Raw genomic sequence first — 18,208 nt, 5'->3', positions numbered from 1 at the left:
AGGCTTTTGATGTAAATAAAATCGTACCTTGTATTGTGATAAATCGATTAAATACAATATTCTTCGATTAAATACATTTTTACGCGCCTTTTGATTTCCTTAAAATCTCAGTTTTAAACTGTTTTATCTGCCATTGTTAATTGTAATGTTGAGAAAGTCCTATTACTATTAAAATGATTATTGTCTGACTACTTGGTCAGCTCGTTCATCGTATTACTTTTCTATTGCAGTTAATGTTGTTTGAGTCTATTTCAATTACTAAATACCACAAGATGAAAAATAATCTGTTTACACTGAGTCTTTTCAGTTATTTGAGTTATAAAAAAAAATCTAAGAATCCACTTAAATTTCTTTTAATTTCTGTTTTGTTGTTTCTTTATACTTCAACCGTAGCTCAAACAATTCCCCATCCCTTTCCAGCGAGTGGAACTTTAGTAGTGCCTGCAGGAATTGACAAGGTTACAGTAGAAGGCTGGGGAGCTGGAGGAGCTGGAGGAGCTGCAACCGCAACTATTACAGTTGGAAGAAGCGGCGGTGGCGGCGGCGGTGGCGGATATGCAAAAGCTGATATTGCTACAGCAACACCGCAAACTTTAACAGTAAATGTTGGAGGTACTACAATAGGCACTAATGGTAACGGGGGTAATGGGGGAGCAACTTTTGTGACCGGTTATAATGTTTCTTTTTACGCTCCTGGGGGAGCGGGGGGTATAGCAAATGTAGGTAGTGGTGCTGGAGGTGGAAATGGAGGAACTGCAACAGTAGGTAATTTGGCTACTTCCCCCGGTATTGGAGGTACGGCAGGATCATCAGCGTTATTAGGTGTTCTTTTCTCGTCTGGGGCAGGTGGTAATGCAGGTAATACAGCCGGAGGAGGAGGGATTGGCGGAGCAACGTTTACCAGTGTTGCTATAGCAAATAGTCCTGGAAATAATGGCGCTGAATATGGCGGCGGTGGCGGTGGCGGTTTAAGTTCGCTATTAGCAACTCAAAATGGTGGAAATGGCGCAAGGGGACACGCGATTTTAACTTACACTTGCAAAACCTACAGCTTAACCGGAATAGCAGCAGCAAATGTTTGTACTGCTACTGGAACTACTTCATTAGTGCAGTTGACAGGAACTACGGCAAGTTTGCCAATGGGGAATTATACAGTGACGTACAGCACAACTAATCCATCTTCTTCAGGTTTAACTGCATCAATGACTGTTTCGACTGCGGGTTCGGGGAGCTTTACAGCCACAGGATTAAATATTGTTGGAAGTAGTACTATCACTGTCAATTCACTGACATCTGTAGATTGTGTTTCTGCAATCAGTACCAATAATCAGGTTGCTATTACAGTCAGCGGACAACCCACAATTGCATTGGGAAGTACGACAGCTGTCTGTAATAGTGCAGCTTCTCAAAATACAAATTTAACTTATGGCACGACTACTAATTTACCTGTAAAATATGGCATTACATGGAATGCAACTCCGGCAAACAGTTTTGTGGCTGTTACCAATGCAACACTAAATCCTGGCCTAATTTCTATAGCTATTCCTGCAGGAACGGCAGCGGGAACTTATACAGGTAACCTGACAGTTCAAAATGCTGTTGGATGTACTTCAATTTCTTATCCTTTTAATGTTGTAATTAATTCTTCTCCTACAGCACCAACAGCTTCTGCAACGCAACAGCCAAGCTGTGAAAATAACACAGGCACAATTACAATTACTTCACCAGCCCCTGGAACGGGCTTTTCTTATAGCATTAATGGTGTAGATTATAGTAATACTTCGGGTATATTTACAGGCTTATCAGCAGGAGGTTATACTGTAAAAGTAAAAAATACGGCATCAGGTTGCGAATCCCCTGCTACACCGGTTGCCATAAATCCGTTAATTACTAAAACATGGAATGGGAATGCTGATGCCAATTGGGCAAATGCAGCCAATTGGACACCAGCAGGAATGCCTCTTCCAACCGATTGTGTCAATATTCCGGACAGACCTAATGATCCGGTTATTTCGGGTACGAACGGAAGTTTCTTTGCTAATAGATTAAATATAGAAAGTACAGGTTCATTGATTGTTGAGAGTTCTAATACTTTAACAGTTACGAATGAAGTTAATGTTATAGGCAGCGGAATTTTAAAGTTTGAAAATAATTCCAGCTTAGTTCAGGTTTCAAATGCGGTTAATTCCGGAAATATTATTTATAAAAGAAATACAAAACCAATAAAACGTTTCGATATAACTTATTGGTCTTCTCCAATAACCAGGGTTCCGGCCTATACTTTACATGATTTGTCTCCCGAGACATTATATGATAAATATTTTAAATATGATCGTATAAGTGGTTGGATCACAATTGTAAGCGGAATGGAAGGAATGCTGAAGGGAAATGGTTATAATATTCGCGGACCTCAGACTTATAATAATGATTTTGGGCAGATTTATTATGGGGAATTTATTGGAGTGCCTAATAATGGAAACATTCAGGGACCGCCGGCTAGTCCTGAAAATTTCAATTTATTAGGAAATCCATATCCTTCGGCAATTTATGCAGATCAATTTATCTATGATAACCGGGATAATATGTACGGGACTTTATATTTCTGGACCAGTAACACACTTCCTGCTATAGTTACACCAGGAACTAATACTTACACCTATAATTCTAATGATTACGCCTATTATAATCTATCTGGTGCTGTAAATGTTGGAACTTTGACGGGAACAGGAGCAACAAGTCCGGGGAATCAGACTGCGCCTGCAGGTTATATTGCGGCAGGTCAGGGATTTTTTGCTAAAGCGAGAACCAATCAAAGTGTGGTTTTTACAAACTCCATGAGGGTTGCCAATCGAAATGCTCAGTTTTTTAAAACTTCCTCTGCAACTGCAGGAATAGAAAAACATCGTGTCTGGCTTAATTTAACCAATACAGAAGGCGCATTTAAACAATTGCTTATTGGTTATATAACCGGGGCCACGAATTCATGGGACAATAATTATGATGCCGTAACGATGAGTGCTAATCCTTACATCGATTTTTACAGCATTAATGATGGTAAAAAACTTGTTATTCAGGGACGCGCAATTCCATTTGTGGTGTCAGATACTATTCCATTAGGATACAAGTCCGCTTTAGAAGGAAATTTTACAATTGCCATAGATCAGACCGATGGCAATTTAACTGCACAAAATATTTACCTCCAGGATAAAGTGACCAATACTATTCATAATCTTAAATCTGGCGGATACACTTTTTCAACCACTATCGGAGTTTTTCCGGAACGGTTTGTATTACGTTACGCAAATTCCGGAGCTGTCTTGGGTACTGACGAATTTAATAGTATAGATCAAAATGTTGTAGTTTCTGTAAAAGATAAAAATATAAAAATCCAATCCTTTAAAGATCAGGAAATGATCAGGGAAACAGCAATTTATGATGCTGGAGGAAGTTTATTATATCAAAAGAATCAAATTGATGAGACCGTATGGAATATTTCAAACTTTCAATCCGGGCCTCAGGTCCTTCTGATAAAAATAACTTTGGATAACGGACGAACAGTCACAAAGAAAATCATCTTCAAATAACTAAAAAAGCGGTTGGGACTGTAAACCAACCGCTTTTATTTGGGTTAAAAGGTACGCTGTAAATTTTGATGCGTATTAGTTATGGCTTTTTCATTTTTATAATCAATCCATTTTTGCCCTTTTATTTTTCGCATCATAATATCAAAGTGTCGCATAACCAACACATTGTAAGCTGCCTTTGATAAATTGCTAATATTTTTAGGAAAAGAACGCAGGCTCATCGAAAATCCCGGCGTCAGGTATTTCATATAATGCCAATATCCTTCTGGCATATATAACATTTCGCCGTGTTTTAAATTAGTAATATATCCTTCCACATTTTTTAGCGCTGGAAATTTTTCATAATCCGGATTGTCAAAATCAATATCTTCTCTCGAAATAAGCGCATGCGGAACTTTATACATAAATTTGGACTGACTGGGAGCAAAAATCATACATTGCTTTTCTCCATGAAAATGAAAATGCAGAATATTAGAATAGTCAATATCATAATGCATAAAGACTCTCGAGTTTTCCCCGCCAAAAAACAGCATCGGTAATTGTTTAACCAATCTTAAACCGATATCAGGCCATAAAAAATCATTTTTTAGGGAAGGAACACTCTTCATTAAATTATAGAGAAAGATGCGATAGTTGGTAGGTTTTTCTTCCAGTAAGTCGATATAATCACTCATTTTCATAGTGGTATGGGCCTCGTTAAAACCATCTTCATGATTTACAGGTCTGTCATCATACAAGGGTACAATTTCATCACCTGCAATATCTTTCATATACGATAATTTCCATTTCGTGTAGGCTGGCCAATCCTCCGTAAGTTGTTCAATAACGACTGGAATCTGTTTTTTTACATATTGGGTAACAAAATCCTGTTTTGAGATTTTTTTTACCCTTTCTATCTGTTTTAAATTCATGTTTTTTAATAAAAAAATTGCTTATAGCATGGAGCTATAAGCAATTTAAAAATTTTGATCGGAAAAAATGAACTCATTTAACTAAATTTTTGACTTAATTGATGCTTCGATATTTCTTTCAATTGAATGTCCGGGACGTGTCCATTTGGGTTTTTCTCCTAAAGAAGTAAATTGAGAATCGGTGGCTTCCACGGTTTTTGGCTGTGAAATTTTTGTGAATGGTTTTTGTGCAATCAGACCCAACATCTCAAACATTTTCATGTCATCATTAACATCAGGATTTGGAGTAGTAAGCAGTTTGTCACCGGCAAAAATAGAATTAGCTCCGGCAAAAAAGCACATTGCCTGTCCTTCGCGACTCATATTGGTTCTTCCTGCAGACAATCTTACCTGAGTTTCGGGCATTACAATTCTCGTTGTAGCAACCATTCGGATCATTTCCCAGATTTCAACCGGTTTTTCATTTTCCATCGGAGTTCCTTCAACAGCCACTAAGGCATTTATGGGTACAGATTCCGGTTGCGGATTTAACGTTGACAGCGCAACTAGCATTCCGGCTCTGTCTTCGATACTTTCGCCCATACCAATAATTCCGCCGCTGCAAACTGTGACATTAGTTTTGCGTACATTTTCGATAGTTTCCAGACGATCTTCAAATCCACGGGTCGAAATAACATCTTTATAATATTTCTCAGAAGTATCTAAATTGTGATTGTAGGCATATAAACCAGCTTCTGCCAAACGCTGCGCCTGATTTTCGGTTAGCATTCCCAGTGTGCAGCAAACTTCCATTTCCAGTTTATTGATCGTGCGGACCATTTCTAAAACGGCATCAAATTCGGCTCCGTCTTTAACATTTCGCCAGGCCGCTCCCATACATACACGTGACGATCCGTTAGCTTTAGCCCTTAAAGCCTGCGCTTTTACCTGACTTACAGTCATTAAATCGTTTCCAGTAACGCCTGTATTGTAACGAGCTGCCTGCGGACAATAGCCACAATCTTCCGGGCAACCGCCTGTTTTAATAGATAAAAGTGTAGAAACCTGCACCACATTGGGATCATGCTTTTGTCTGTGAATTGTTGCTGCCTCGTAAAGCAAATCCATTAAAGGTTTATTGTAAATGGAAATTATTTCTTCTTTAGTCCAGTTGTGTTTCGTCATAGTAATTACAAATTGTTTTTTGGAACATTAAAAGTAAATAAAATAGTACAACGAATTAGAACGGTTTTTATAAATGAAGATTATTCGCATATTTAAAAAAAGAAGCGCTCTAAAATCAAGAAATTTTTAATTTCAATGAATTTTAGAGCGCTGTATATTGTATTTTAATAAAGATTAATCGGCTGCGTATTTGTTATTCCAATACAACATCATCATCAAAGTAACAATGACAGAGGAAGCCACTCCTTCAAACAATAAACAAATGCAATACGTTGGCACTGATGGATTTCCTCCAAACATAAATGCTTCAGAAAGTGTTCTTACATATGCATCTCCGCCACGGGCGTAACTATAAACTAATAACCCGAAAATGCTCATGCATACACCAACCACAGAAGTGGTCATGGCAGAAACAGCATTAGATACAAAGTTGGTTTCTCCTTCATGAAGATTCCTCTGCATGGTCCTGTTAACACCATAAAATATAAAGAAAACGTTGAGAGTCCTTAAATAAAATAAATCTGCTAAACCCAATACATTCATTAATAAAAAATAAATGCCGATTCCGAGAAAAATCAAAAAACCATTGGTAATTTCTTTAGGTAGTTTCATAGTGGTTATTTTTTAAGAAGTTAGTAGTAAATAATTGATAAACAGTGTTCTATCAAATTTACTAAAAAAATAACTACGATGATTTAAAAAGAGGTAATATCTACACGGACTGATTTTTAAGAGACGAATCTATAAAAGCCAGAGCTTCGATACGATCCTGATTCAAGCGGGATTTTAAAGCTTCCAGCGAATCAAATTTTTGTTCTTCGCGAATATAATGCAATAAAGAAACTTCGATATTTTGATCGTATATGTCTTTGTCAAAATTAAAAAGATGTACTTCAATGGTTTGTTTTTCCCCATTAACTGTTGGATTAAATCCAATATTCATCATTCCGTAAACAGTTTCCTGATTTACGACAGCTTTAACTACATAAACACCAATTTTTGGAATCAGTTTGTAATCTTCTTCGATATGAATATTGGCAGTAGGAAAACCAATTGTTCTTCCCAGTTGTTTTCCTTTTACAACAGTTCCGTTCAGGAAATAATGATATCCTAAATATTCATTTGCCAAATCCATATTGCCTTCATTCAATGCTTTTCTGATTTTGGTTGAACTAACCGAAACATCCTGAATTTCTTCAGCTGAAATTTGTTCGACTTCAAATCCGTATTCGGTTCCAAAAGCAATTAAATCATCAATGTTTGCAGTACGGTTTCGTCCGAAACGATGATCATGTCCAATAATAATTTTTTGAATTTGAAATTTGTCCACCAAAATAGAACTGACAAATTCTTCTGCTTTTAATCTGGAAAAACTTTCGTCAAAAGGATGAACAATTAAATTTTCAATACCGGATGCTTCCAGAAGTTGGGTTTTTTCTGTAATAGTATTGAGTAATTTAATTTCAGATTTTTCCTGAAGTACCATTCGCGGATGCGGGAAAAAAGTAAGAACTAAACTTTCGTACTTTCCATTTTCAGTATTTTGTGTAATTCGTTCAAGAATTTTTTTATGACCAATATGTACGCCGTCAAAGGTTCCCAGAGTTAAAATCGTCTTCTTGGTTGACTGAAAATCGTTTATAGAATTAAAAAGCTTCAAAACAAATTATTTAAGATGCTGCAAATTTATACTATTCTCTCTTAAATTTAATACTAAGCGAAATCGAATTTAATCCCGATTTTCATTCTTTTTCGTGAAATTAGCCAACTCGTCTGTCAAACAGCATTAATTGTCGTATATATTGTACAATTTAAATTAAATGGACTAATTTTGATATTATATTTTTACCGTATGAAAAAATTATTACTTTATCTGCTTTTTATTTTTTGCTGCCTCAGTGCCAGTGCTCAGAACAATGAGTTGTGGCAGAAAATAACTTCGTCGTCTTCGCTTACGCGAAAGGGAACCGGAGAATCGGGTAAATTATATTATAAACTAAATGCAGATCTTCTTAGCTCTAAACTGACTTCTGCCATAAGTAAGACGGCAAAAAATACAGGATCGGAAATTACCATTCCTAATACAGAAGGAAAACTGGAACGTTTTTCTGTTTGGGAATCTTCCAATTTTGATCCGGAATTGCAGGCAAAATATCCCGAAATAAGAGCTTACGAAGGGCAGGGAATAGACGATAAAACGGCTAAAATTCATTTTAGCGTCGCACCAATCGGAATGCAGACCATGGTTTTTCGACCGGCAAAACCAACAGAATATATAGAGCAGAATCCTGATAATAAATCTGAATATGTTTTGTTTAAATCTGCAGATAATGCAGCATCAAAAATGAATTTAGATTGTCAGACCGCTGACGTAATTACAGAAAGCAAATCGACAACTTCAAAAACAGCTTCTAATGCAAAAGCCCTTAAAACATTTCGACTGGCATTATCGTGCACAGGCGAATACGCCACCTTTTTTGGCGGTACGAAAGCAGGTGCCCTGGCAGGAATGAATGCTACATTAACCCGCGTAAATGGTGTTTTTGACAAAGATCTTTCTGTAAAATTGATTTTAATAGCCAACAATGATGCAGTGGTATATCTGGATGCGGCTACAGATCCTTACTCAGCGCCTTCAGTTGGGGCTGCAGATCCGGGAGGAACCTGGGGGCAGGAAGTGCAGACTACTTTGACCAACGTAATTGGTAACGCAAATTACGATATCGGGCATTTATTTGGAGGTTCCGGCGGTGGCGGAAATGCCAATTGTATTGGTTGTGTATGTGTGAATCCGACTTCGGGTACTCCTCTGGGAAAAGGAAGCGCTTATACCTCGCCCTCAGATGGTAAGCCACAGGGCGATACATTTGATATTGATTTTGTCGCACACGAAATGGGACATCAGCTGGGTGGTTCTCATACTTTTTCGCATACGGGAGAAGGATCGGGAACGCAATACGAGCCGGGAAGTGGTTCTACCATTATGGGATATGCGGGTGTGACCCGAAATTATGATGTTCAGAATAATTCTGATGACTATTTTTCCTATGGAAGCATCATTCAGATACAAAATAATTTAGCCGGCAAAACCTGTCCCGTTACCACAGTAATTACCAATAATCCTCCTGTTATTGGTGCCGGAGCAGATTATACAATTCCGATCAGTACACCTTTTGTTTTAACAGGAACAGGTTCAGATGCAGAAGGTCATCCTATAACATACACCTGGGAACAATTTGATAGCGCAGTAACGACTTTTGGATCAAATAGTATTGCGTATGCAACAAAACCAGACGGACCAATGTTTAGATCTTTTGCGCCTACAACATCGCCGGTGCGTTATTTTCCGGCATTAAGTTCGGTACTAAACAATCAATTGACTACCACCTGGGAATCTGTTTCATCTATTGCAAAAACAATGAATTTTACGTTAACAGGAAGAGACAACGCTCCAGCCGGAACGGCACAAACCAATACAGACGCAATGGTTGTAACGGTTAGCGCTGCAGCAGGTCCGTTTGCGGTGACTTCTCAAAATACTGAAAATATTGGCTGGACAAAGGAATCTGCTCAAACGATTACCTGGAGCGTAAATAACACGAACACACTACCAGGGTCTTCTGCGGTAAATATTAAATTATCTATTGACGGAGGTCTGACATTTCCAACTATTTTGGCTTCTAATACTCCAAATGATGGCTCAGAAACTGTTTTGATTCCGTCCGGAATTGATGTTTCTACCAATTGCAGGCTTTTAATCCAGCCTGTTGCTAATATTTATTATGCAGTAAACAGCACTCCGTTTGCAATAGGTTATAACGTTTCTACCAATTGCGCGACCTATAATTTTGAAGGAGGATATTCTACCGGTTTAGGATCTGCTTTTATCACTAAAAGCGTATCTGTACCAGGTTCAACGGGAACTATATCAGACGTGAATGTTGCAGTTAATGTGACGCATGGAAGATTTTCAGATCTTGAAATACAAATTGTGAGCCCGGCGGGAACAGTAGTTTCTCTCTTTAATAAAAGCTGCGCAAGTACAAACTCTACTCTTGCATTACAATTTGATGACAGCGGATCTGCTTTAAATTGTAGTACCACAGCAAGTCAGATTGTAATTCCGGCCAGTGCTTTAAGTGCTTTTAATGGCGAGAATCCTCAGGGAAACTGGATTTTCAGAGTCCGTGATAATGTTGTTGGAATGTTAGGAACAATAAATTCTGCTTCTGTAAATATTTGCAACAGAACTTTTACACTTGGAGATTCAGATTTTGATAATATTGATTTTGCCTTGTATCCCAATCCGAATAAAGGATTTTTTACAATTCAGTTTGCAAGAGACTCCACAAGAGAGGTAAAAGTATATGTTCATGATATTTTAGGAAAATACATTTACAACAAAACTTTTCAGGGTTCGGGATATTTTATTCAGGATATTCAGTTACCAAATGTGCCATCGGGCGTTTATTTTGTAACCGTTACAGACGGAGAAAAAAGAACTATAAAAAAAATAATCATAAACTAATCTGAAATTTCAAATCTGAAATTTCAGATTTAAACGTTAGTGTGCCATTGCCATACAGATCATGCTAATCTTTGCTCCGGGAATTTTTAGCAAAGCTCTGGAACAGGCTTCTATCGTAGCTCCTGTTGTAAAAACATCATCTACAATTAAAAAATGTTTGTTGTGATCGGATTCAGAAAATTCGACATCAAAAATACTTTCAATATTTTCAGATCTTCCCAAGAGGTTTTTCTTTGATTGTGTTTTGGTATATACTTTTCGAATCAAAACATTGTCATTAAAAGGAATTTTGAAACCGGCTGCAATTGCATTTCCAAAAGTTGTAACCTGATTATAACCGCGTTCTTTAAACTTTTTTTTGTGAAGCGGAACCGGAATTACGACATCAAAAGGAATCGGCAGTTCAAGTTCCTTTAAATCCTCAGCATACCAGCTTCCTAAAACAGTACCAATTTCCTGATGACCTTTGTATTTAAGGTTATGAATAAGTTCCTGAACCATTCCCTTTTTATTGAAATACAAAAATGCAGCTGCAAACTGAATATCAATTTTGCCGTAAAACTTCTTTATTGCTTCATTTTTGGGATCTAAATGATATTGAGTCAGAGGCATTTCATGTCTGCAAATGGTACAGAATACATTTTCATTCTGAAGTAAAAGAGAACGGCAACCATCGCAGACTTTCGGGAAAAAAAGATTTATTATGTAATTAATCACAAAAAGAAAGTTTTTATTTACAAAAGTAACAAAATCAATCGCTCAATCTTTATAATTTTTCTTTTTTTTAAAGGTACTTTTTATATTTTTGCATCACTATGGCAAAACAAGAAGATTTATTTAAGAATGTGGTTTCGCACGCAAAAGAGTACGGATTTATATTTCCGTCAAGCGAAGTTTACGACGGATTGAGTGCTGTTTATGATTATGCACAAAATGGAGTCGAATTAAAAAAGAATATCCGTGAATATTGGTGGAAATCAATGGTTCAGATGAACGAGAATATTGTCGGCCTTGATGCGGCAATATTGATGCACCCAACAACCTGGAAAGCTTCCGGACACGTTGATGCATTTAATGATCCGTTAATTGATAATAAAGATTCTAAAAAAAGATATAGAGCAGACGTTTTGGTGGAAGATTTTGCTGAAAAAATTCACCAGAAAGCTCAAAAAGAAATCGAAAAAGCAAAAGCGCGTTTTGGCGATGCATTCAATGAACAGGAATTTGTAACTACAAACGGTAGGGTAGTTGAATATCTAGCTAAAGAAAGAGAAATCAGAGAGCGTTTAGGACGTTCTTTAGGAAACGGAGATCTGGAAGATGTAAAAGCTTTGATCGAAGAACTTGAAATTGCCGATCCTGAAACCGGTTCTAAAAACTGGACAGACGTAAAGCAATTCAACCTAATGTTCGGAACTAAACTTGGAGCTTCTGCAGAATCTGCAATGGATTTATACCTTCGTCCGGAAACGGCTCAGGGTATATTTGTTAATTTCCTGAATGTTCAGAAATCAGGTCGTATGAAAGTTCCTTTCGGAATCGCGCAGACTGGTAAAGCATTTAGAAATGAAATTGTTGCGAGACAGTTTATTTTCCGTATGCGTGAATTTGAACAGATGGAAATGCAGTTTTTTGTACGTCCGGGAGAAGAAATGCAATGGTACGAGCACTGGAAAGCAACTCGTTTAAACTGGCATTTATCTTTAGGATTAGGAAAAGAAAATTACCGTTTTCACGATCACGAAAAGTTAGCGCACTACGCCAATGCTGCGGCAGATATCGAGTTTAATTTCCCATTCGGATTTAAAGAATTAGAAGGAATTCACTCCCGTACTGATTTTGACTTAAAAGCGCACGAACAATATTCAGGAAGAAAATTACAATATTTTGATCCGGAACTAAATGAAAACTATGTTCCTTATGTAGTTGAAACCTCTGTTGGTTTAGATCGTATGTTTCTGGCTGTTTTTGCCACTTCATTAAAAGAAGAAACTTTAGAAGACGGTTCTACAAGAACAGTTCTGAAATTGCCTGCGGTTTTAGCACCAACAAAAGCTGCAATTTTGCCATTGGTTAAAAAAGACGGTTTGCCGGAAGTTGCAAAGAAAATCATCGAAGATCTGAAATGGGACTTCAATGTGGCTTATGATGAAAAGGATGCTGTGGGACGTCGTTACAGAAGAGCAGATGCCTTGGGAACGCCTTTCTGTATTACGGTAGATCATCAGACGCTTGAAGACGAAACAGTAACTATTCGCCACAGAGATACAATGAAACAAGATCGTGTAAAAATTACAGAATTAAGAGCTATTATCGAAAACGAAGTTTCGATGAAAAACTGGTTAATGAAAATGTAATCTTTGCCGTTTATTATAATGATCCCAAATTCCGTATGGAGTTTGGGATTTTTGATTTTTAAAATCACGTATTTTACCGATGTATTTTGCATTTTATCTTTTTGTATCAACATTTTGTTGTATTATGTTAACAATGAAAGGACTAAAAATCAAAAATCCGTAATTTTGGATGCAGAAAATTCCAAACACAAAACTTATTCACAGAAGATAAAATTAAATGTTTTAATTGTGAAGTGAAGAAAGTAACAAAACCAAAATTTGAAAAAGTATTCGTATATTATAATTGATGATGATGCTGAAAGTATTTTGAAGACCAAAACGACTGCTTCAGGTTTTTCAGAATTATCTTTTACGGCATCTGCATCAAATTTTCAAGAAGGTTTGCACTTGGTTTTAGAACATAAACCCGCTTTAATATTTCTGGAAATCGATCCTAAAGATACTTCCAGTCAGTTGTCTTTAACTTTTATAAGCGAGCTGCACCGGTTTTTTCAGGAGATTCCTAAAATTATTATTACCACCGGACACAAAGACAAAGCTTTTGATGCCATTCAATACGGCGTTTTTGATTATCTATTAAAACCTCTCACGCATGTTGATCTCTTAAAGACGGTTTTGAAGCTTAAAAAAGCACATTTAGAGCCTAAAACGCTGCCAGTAAAAGAAGAGCCAACTTCTATTGTAATTGATAATGTCAATAATGTTACCATCCCGCAACATATCGAAAAGCCTTTGATAATTTGTATAAAATCGTATGGCGATTATCGGTACCTTAGTGCAGATGATATCTGTTACTTTCAGGCCGATAATAATTCGACCGATATTTATTTGAATACTGGTGAAATGATAACAGCATTTAAAACGTTAAAACATTTTGAAAGTGTTTTGACTTATCCGTTTATACGCATTCATAATAGTTATGTTATTAATCGAAATTATATTTCAAGAATTCACAGCGGAAACTCAATATGTTACATTAAAAACTCCGCAAAAAAGATTCCTTTTTCCAAAACTTACCGCTCAAATGTAGAGAAAATTATAGCCGATTTTTCCGCAGGAAATTACTTAGAGATCTAAAAACTAGATGTTTACATAGATTTGCTATGCATTGACTATCAATTGGGTATGTTCTACCACAAAGTCATTTTTTCGTATAAATTTTTTTGTGTACTGATATTAATTTTACACCATGATTCGCAGCAAACAGCGGTCATTCTCCAAAAATTAAATCAAACATAAAATTCAGGTCATGAAAAAAACAGTTTTGTCAATCGCATTATTTTCTTTAATCGCAGTATCAACTTCTTTCGCTTCAGCAGACAACAGCAAAATGATTTCAGAATCACAAATATCTGTAGATCCAACTAAGGATACTAGTGGAGCAAACGGAACTGGTGCAACTACTATTGGAAGTAAGAAACACGATTTCCAATTAGTTAGAAACGAAGAGTTAAATACAGCTAACCACTCAAATTTCTCAAATATTAATCAATCTATTGGTGCAACCAAAAAAATAGATTAATTTTTAAAAAATATAAAAAAAAGCTGTCAAATTTTGACAGCTTTTTTTTTGTGTATATACTTTTAGTATTTTTGGTGAAAATCAAAAAGCTATTGAGAAAATATTGCCCAATACTATTATTTTTATTTTTTATTTTTCTTAATTGTACTAAGAAGAACGGGCATGTTAATGATCTAAATTCCTCAAAAGACAGTCTCCCTGTTTATCTCTCATTAGCGAACGATGATAATTTAAACTATGAATTTAGGCAGAACTACGCTCAAAAAGCATTCAGTATAGTATCAAATCAGAATAACGATTCGATAAGCAGAGTTAATTTGTTTAAGATTGCCAATCGTTATTACAACATGAATGACTTAAAATCTTATCGTAAGGTTTCAGAACTTGTGCTGAATAAATCTATTAGCGCAAATGATTTTGTCAGCATTGCTAAAGCCTATACTTACTTGGGCGATTATTACAGTCTTAAAACAATTTCGGATAGTGCTTACAGAAACTACTATAAAGCCCAAAAAATTTATCTCCAGATTGATGATAAGCTTAATTTAGCGAAGACACTTTTAAGTAAGGGAAGTCTTCAATACAATGAGTCTGATTTTTTTGAAAGTGAAATATCTGTTTTTAAAGCTTTGGCAATATTAAAGGATCAAAAAAATGTAAATGATAAGCTTTATGAATGTTATAATCTTCTTGGTGTTCTTTATAACGAAAGAGAAGAATATAATAAAGCGTTGGAATATCAGAATAAGGCAATTAGCACTTTAAGCGATAGCTCGATACCTGCTGATCTTCAGTTAAAAGCTACTTCATTAAACAATATCGGATTTGTTTACATGCGCATGAACAATTATAAAAATGCGATGTACTATTTTCAAAAAGGTCTGCAAGAGGAAAATTTATTTAGAGATAAGCCCATATTATATGCAATATTGCTGGATAATCTGGCTTATTCTAAATTTAAATCTGGTAAAATGGACGGACTACCCGATCAGTTTTTCAGATCATTAAAAATTAGAGATAGTCTTGGACTGAAAACTGCGATGATATCCAATCAAATTCACTTATCTGAATATTTTGCGTCTAAAAAAGATACCTTTAGAGCCATACAATTTTCAAAGCAGGCTTTATTTATTTCCCGTTCATCAGATAAGGTGAGTAATACATTAACAGCTTTAAAACAAATTGCAATTATAGATCCTAAGAATGCCTCTGCTTATTCTAAAGAATACATCAGACTGAATGATCAAATGCTAAAAACGGAGCGAAACATGGGAGAGAAGTTTTCCCGCATCGAATACGAAACCAACGAAATAAAAGATCAAAACTCCAATCTTCAGGAGAAAAATAAAACTTTAGTATATGTTTTTAGTATTTGTACTTTATTAGGATTATTTTTTTATGTTTACAAAACCCAGCAGGCAAAAAATCGCGAGCTGCTTTTTAAGCAACAACAACAGATTGCAAACGAAGACATTTATAATTTAATGCTTTCGCAGCAAAATGAAATTGAACTCACCAGAATAAAAGAAAAGAAAAAAGTTGCGCAGGATTTACACGATGGTGTTTTAGGCAGAATGTTCGGTATCAGAATTAGTATGGACAGTCTGGATAAAGTCGATGAAGCAGAAGCTTCCTTAAAGAGAAAAAAGTATCTGGCCGAATTGAAAAATATTGAGCAGGACATTCGCGAAATTTCTCACGATTTAAACAGGGAAAAATCTGAATTAATTAATAATTTTGTTGTTATACTTCATAAATTATTTGAGGATCAGATTAATACTTATAGTTCAAAGTTAATTACAACCTTCGATCCGGAGATTAAATGGGATTCTATAAGTAACAATATCAAAATTAATCTGTACAGAATTATTCAGGAAGGGCTTCAGAACTGTAATAAATACGCAAATGCAGATATAATAAAAGTGGCGTTTGCAAACGAAAATAATAATTTGGTTTTAACTATTGAAGATGACGGAATAGGATTTAATACCAACAGAACCAAAAATGGAATAGGCCTGCATAATATAGAATACAGAGCGGCTGAGTGTAAGGGTACCGTTACTATACAATCTGCCAAAGGAGAAGGCACGATTCTTCATGTAGAAATTCCATTAGATTCAAAATAATAACCTGCAACATAATGACATTGGATTTACGAGCCCCAGTTTCTCAATTAATTAAAAAAAACATTCTTATAGTAGATGATCATCCGTTTATTATTGAGGGATATAAGAATGCAATTACCCGTTATAATCCGAAACAATATGAGTTTGCCATTTATCAGGCACATGATTGTAAATCGGGTTATGAAATTATTGAGGATTCAAATTCGCCCCAATTTGATATTGCTTTTTTAGATATCAGTATGCCGCCTTATGAGGAAAAGGAGATTTTTTCGGGGGAAGATCTGGCAAGACTGCTTTTGAAAAAGATGCCTTCCTGTAAAATTGTTCTCCTGACGATGTATACAGAATTGCTGAAGATTAAAACAATCATCAGAACCATTCAGCCTAATGGATTAATCATTAAAAATGACCTGACTTTTGATGAATTGCTTCTGGCTTTTGATAAAGTACTGAAAAGTGAAAAATATTACAGTCAGTCTGTAGTTAAAATGCTGAATCAATCGACTCATAATGCAATTGAAATTGATCAGTATGATAAACAAATATTAATTCATCTGGAAAAAAGAACTTCGATTGACGAAATGCTGCAGCAAATACCGATTTCTCTAAATGCAATTGAAAAACGCAAGAAGCATTTAAAAGATCTACTCAAAATTAGAAACAATTCAGACGAGGATCTGATTAAGGAAGCCCGAAGCAAAGGACTTTTTTAAATGAATTCAAATAAAAAAATCCAAATTCCGATTACTAGCTGTCGGAATTTGGATTTTTTTTATTTAGAGTTTAGAACGCTATTCTGTTAAGGCGTCCCATCCACGTGCTTTTAAAGCGATTTTTGTATTTGCACGGGTTACAAGGTGAATTCCTTCGTTTTCTTCAGCCATATGTCCGATAACAGAGAAATTCGGATTCCCTTTTATTTTGTCAAAATCATTGATGTCGATAGTAAACAAAAGCTCATAATCCTCGCCTCCATTAATGGCAACCGTTGTGCTGTCAATATTAAATTCTTCGCAAGTCGACATAAATTGAGGATCAAGCGGCAATTTATCTTCATATAAATTACAGCCTACTTTTGATTGTTTGCAGATGTGCATAATTTCAGATGATAAACCGTCTGAGATATCAATCATTGAGGTTGGTTTAATGTCTAATGCATGAAGCAAAGTACGAACATCTTTTCTGGCTTCAGGTTTCAATTGACGTTCTACCAAATAAGTATACGGATCTAGATCGGGCTGATTATTAGGATTGACCTGAAAAACCTGTTTCTCACGTTCCAAAACCTGCAATCCCATATAGGCGGCACCAAGATCACCGGTTACAACTAATAAATCGGTTTGTTTGGCGCCATTACGGTAAACCAATTCCTCTTCGTCTGCTTCTCCAATTGCGGTAATGCTGATAATTAAACCTTTTTGAGATGAGGTTGTATCTCCGCCAATTACGTCAACTTTATATTCTTTAGCGGCATGTGTAATTCCCGCAAATAATTCTTCTAAAGCTTCCAGTGGGAAACGGTTGGAAACTGCCAGCGAAACTGTTATTTGTGTTGGTTTGGCATTCATGGCGCAAATGTCTGAAACATTAACAACAACAGATTTGTAACCTAAATGTTTTAACGGCATGTAAGCCAAATCAAAGTGAACCCCTTCGATTAATAAATCGGTAGAAACGACTACTTTTTTGTTTTTAAAATCGAGAACAGCAGCGTCATCTCCAATACTTTTTAAAGTAGATTCCTGAGTAACATCAAAATTTTTAGTCAAATGTTCAATTAAACCAAATTCGCCTAATTGAGCAATACTTGTTCTTTGTTGATTTTTATCTTCAATCATTTTATTTAAGGTGCAAAGGTTTTTAGGTTGCAAAGGTACAAAGGTTTTTTCCTTAAAGCTGCTAAGTTTTTATAAACGTTATGTGTATTTGTAAAGATGCACTGTTGCGTTTGAATGCAGTTTTCAAAACAGGTGGTCATTTATAATCTCAGATTTCGAAAAAAATCTTGTAAGACCG

13 protein-coding genes are annotated in these 18,208 nt (G+C 35.9%); 7 read left to right on the top strand and 6 right to left on the bottom strand.

Going from position 1 to position 18,208, the window contains the following annotated elements; translation table 11 throughout:
* The first annotated feature begins 272 nt into the window (after positions 1-272).
* Entirely contained in the window at positions 273-3,584 is a 3,312-nt protein-coding gene (locus ABEB31_RS09005; protein WP_347051133.1) for a T9SS sorting signal type C domain-containing protein, read from the top strand.
* 44 nt (positions 3,585-3,628) lie between these two features.
* Here ABEB31_RS09005 and ABEB31_RS09000 read toward each other — a convergent pair whose 3' ends face one another.
* From ABEB31_RS09000 to ABEB31_RS08985, 4 genes are all read right to left on the bottom strand, one after another.
* The gene (locus tag ABEB31_RS09000) at positions 3,629-4,495 is read right to left on the bottom strand and encodes a cupin-like domain-containing protein (protein WP_347051131.1); all 867 of its coding nucleotides are present in this window, start codon (positions 4,493-4,495) and stop codon (positions 3,629-3,631) included.
* An 81-nt stretch (positions 4,496-4,576) separates the two neighbouring features.
* Positions 4,577-5,665 (bottom strand): biotin synthase BioB, encoded by a 1,089-nt coding sequence (gene bioB / locus ABEB31_RS08995; protein WP_347051665.1) that lies wholly within the window; start codon positions 5,663-5,665, stop codon positions 4,577-4,579.
* Positions 5,666-5,833: 168 nt separating this feature from the next.
* Entirely contained in the window at positions 5,834-6,271 is a 438-nt protein-coding gene (locus ABEB31_RS08990) for a hypothetical protein (RefSeq protein ID WP_347051130.1), read from the bottom strand.
* 100 nt (positions 6,272-6,371) lie between these two features.
* Positions 6,372-7,319, bottom strand: coding sequence for a bifunctional riboflavin kinase/FAD synthetase (locus ABEB31_RS08985; protein ID WP_347051128.1), 948 nt, complete (start codon positions 7,317-7,319; stop codon positions 6,372-6,374).
* 192 nt (positions 7,320-7,511) lie between these two features.
* On the opposite strand from ABEB31_RS08985, the gene ABEB31_RS08980 reads away from it, so the two are divergent.
* Positions 7,512-10,187, top strand: a complete 2,676-nt coding sequence (locus ABEB31_RS08980) for a zinc-dependent metalloprotease (RefSeq protein ID WP_347051126.1) — start codon at positions 7,512-7,514, stop codon at positions 10,185-10,187.
* A gap of 36 nt (positions 10,188-10,223) precedes the next feature.
* Here the strand turns inward: ABEB31_RS08980 and ABEB31_RS08975 are convergent, their stop codons facing one another.
* A complete protein-coding gene (locus ABEB31_RS08975) occupies positions 10,224-10,904 on the bottom strand; it encodes a ComF family protein (protein ID WP_347051125.1) in 681 nt (226 codons plus the stop codon).
* Between the two features lie 98 nt (positions 10,905-11,002).
* Between ABEB31_RS08975 and ABEB31_RS08970 the strand changes: the two genes are divergently transcribed.
* The 5 genes from ABEB31_RS08970 (at position 11,003) to ABEB31_RS08950 (ending at position 16,905) form a co-directional block, all read left to right on the top strand.
* The gene (locus tag ABEB31_RS08970; protein WP_347051124.1) at positions 11,003-12,544 is read left to right on the top strand and encodes a glycine--tRNA ligase; all 1,542 of its coding nucleotides are present in this window, start codon (positions 11,003-11,005) and stop codon (positions 12,542-12,544) included.
* Between the two features lie 258 nt (positions 12,545-12,802).
* A complete protein-coding gene (locus ABEB31_RS08965; protein ID WP_347051122.1) occupies positions 12,803-13,621 on the top strand; it encodes a LytR/AlgR family response regulator transcription factor in 819 nt (272 codons plus the stop codon).
* A 172-nt stretch (positions 13,622-13,793) separates the two neighbouring features.
* Positions 13,794-14,066, top strand: coding sequence for a hypothetical protein (locus ABEB31_RS08960; RefSeq protein WP_347051121.1), 273 nt, complete (start codon positions 13,794-13,796; stop codon positions 14,064-14,066).
* Between the two features lie 347 nt (positions 14,067-14,413).
* Positions 14,414-16,192, top strand: coding sequence for a tetratricopeptide repeat-containing sensor histidine kinase (locus tag ABEB31_RS08955; protein WP_347051119.1), 1,779 nt, complete (start codon positions 14,414-14,416; stop codon positions 16,190-16,192).
* A gap of 14 nt (positions 16,193-16,206) precedes the next feature.
* Positions 16,207-16,905, top strand: coding sequence for a response regulator (locus ABEB31_RS08950; RefSeq protein WP_347051118.1), 699 nt, complete (start codon positions 16,207-16,209; stop codon positions 16,903-16,905).
* A gap of 78 nt (positions 16,906-16,983) precedes the next feature.
* Here the strand turns inward: ABEB31_RS08950 and thiL are convergent, their stop codons facing one another.
* Positions 16,984-18,030 carry a thiamine-phosphate kinase gene (thiL, locus tag ABEB31_RS08945; protein ID WP_347051116.1) on the bottom strand — a complete coding sequence of 349 codons (1,047 nt, stop codon included), beginning with the start codon at positions 18,028-18,030 and terminating at the stop codon, positions 16,984-16,986.
* Positions 18,031-18,208: the final 178 nt, after the last annotated feature.

The organism is Flavobacterium olei, assembly GCF_039749035.1.
Taxonomy (GTDB): Bacteria; Bacteroidota; Bacteroidia; order Flavobacteriales; family Flavobacteriaceae; genus Flavobacterium; species Flavobacterium olei.
This window is presented reverse-complemented; position numbering and strand designations above follow the sequence as displayed.

Coding starts and splice junctions, on each gene's coding strand:
- ABEB31_RS09005 (WP_347051133.1), top strand. CDS start 273: ATGAAAAATAATCTGTTTACACTGAGTCTTTTCAGTTATTTGAGTTAT.
- ABEB31_RS09000 (WP_347051131.1), bottom strand. CDS start 4,495: ATGAATTTAAAACAGATAGAAAGGGTAAAAAAAATCTCAAAACAGGAT.
- ABEB31_RS08990 (WP_347051130.1), bottom strand. CDS start 6,271: ATGAAACTACCTAAAGAAATTACCAATGGTTTTTTGATTTTTCTCGGA.
- ABEB31_RS08980 (WP_347051126.1), top strand. CDS start 7,512: ATGAAAAAATTATTACTTTATCTGCTTTTTATTTTTTGCTGCCTCAGT.
- ABEB31_RS08970 (WP_347051124.1), top strand. CDS start 11,003: ATGGCAAAACAAGAAGATTTATTTAAGAATGTGGTTTCGCACGCAAAA.
- ABEB31_RS08960 (WP_347051121.1), top strand. CDS start 13,794: ATGAAAAAAACAGTTTTGTCAATCGCATTATTTTCTTTAATCGCAGTA.
- ABEB31_RS08955 (WP_347051119.1), top strand. CDS start 14,414: ATGAATGACTTAAAATCTTATCGTAAGGTTTCAGAACTTGTGCTGAAT.
- ABEB31_RS08950 (WP_347051118.1), top strand. CDS start 16,207: ATGACATTGGATTTACGAGCCCCAGTTTCTCAATTAATTAAAAAAAAC.
- thiL (WP_347051116.1), bottom strand. CDS start 18,030: ATGATTGAAGATAAAAATCAACAAAGAACAAGTATTGCTCAATTAGGC.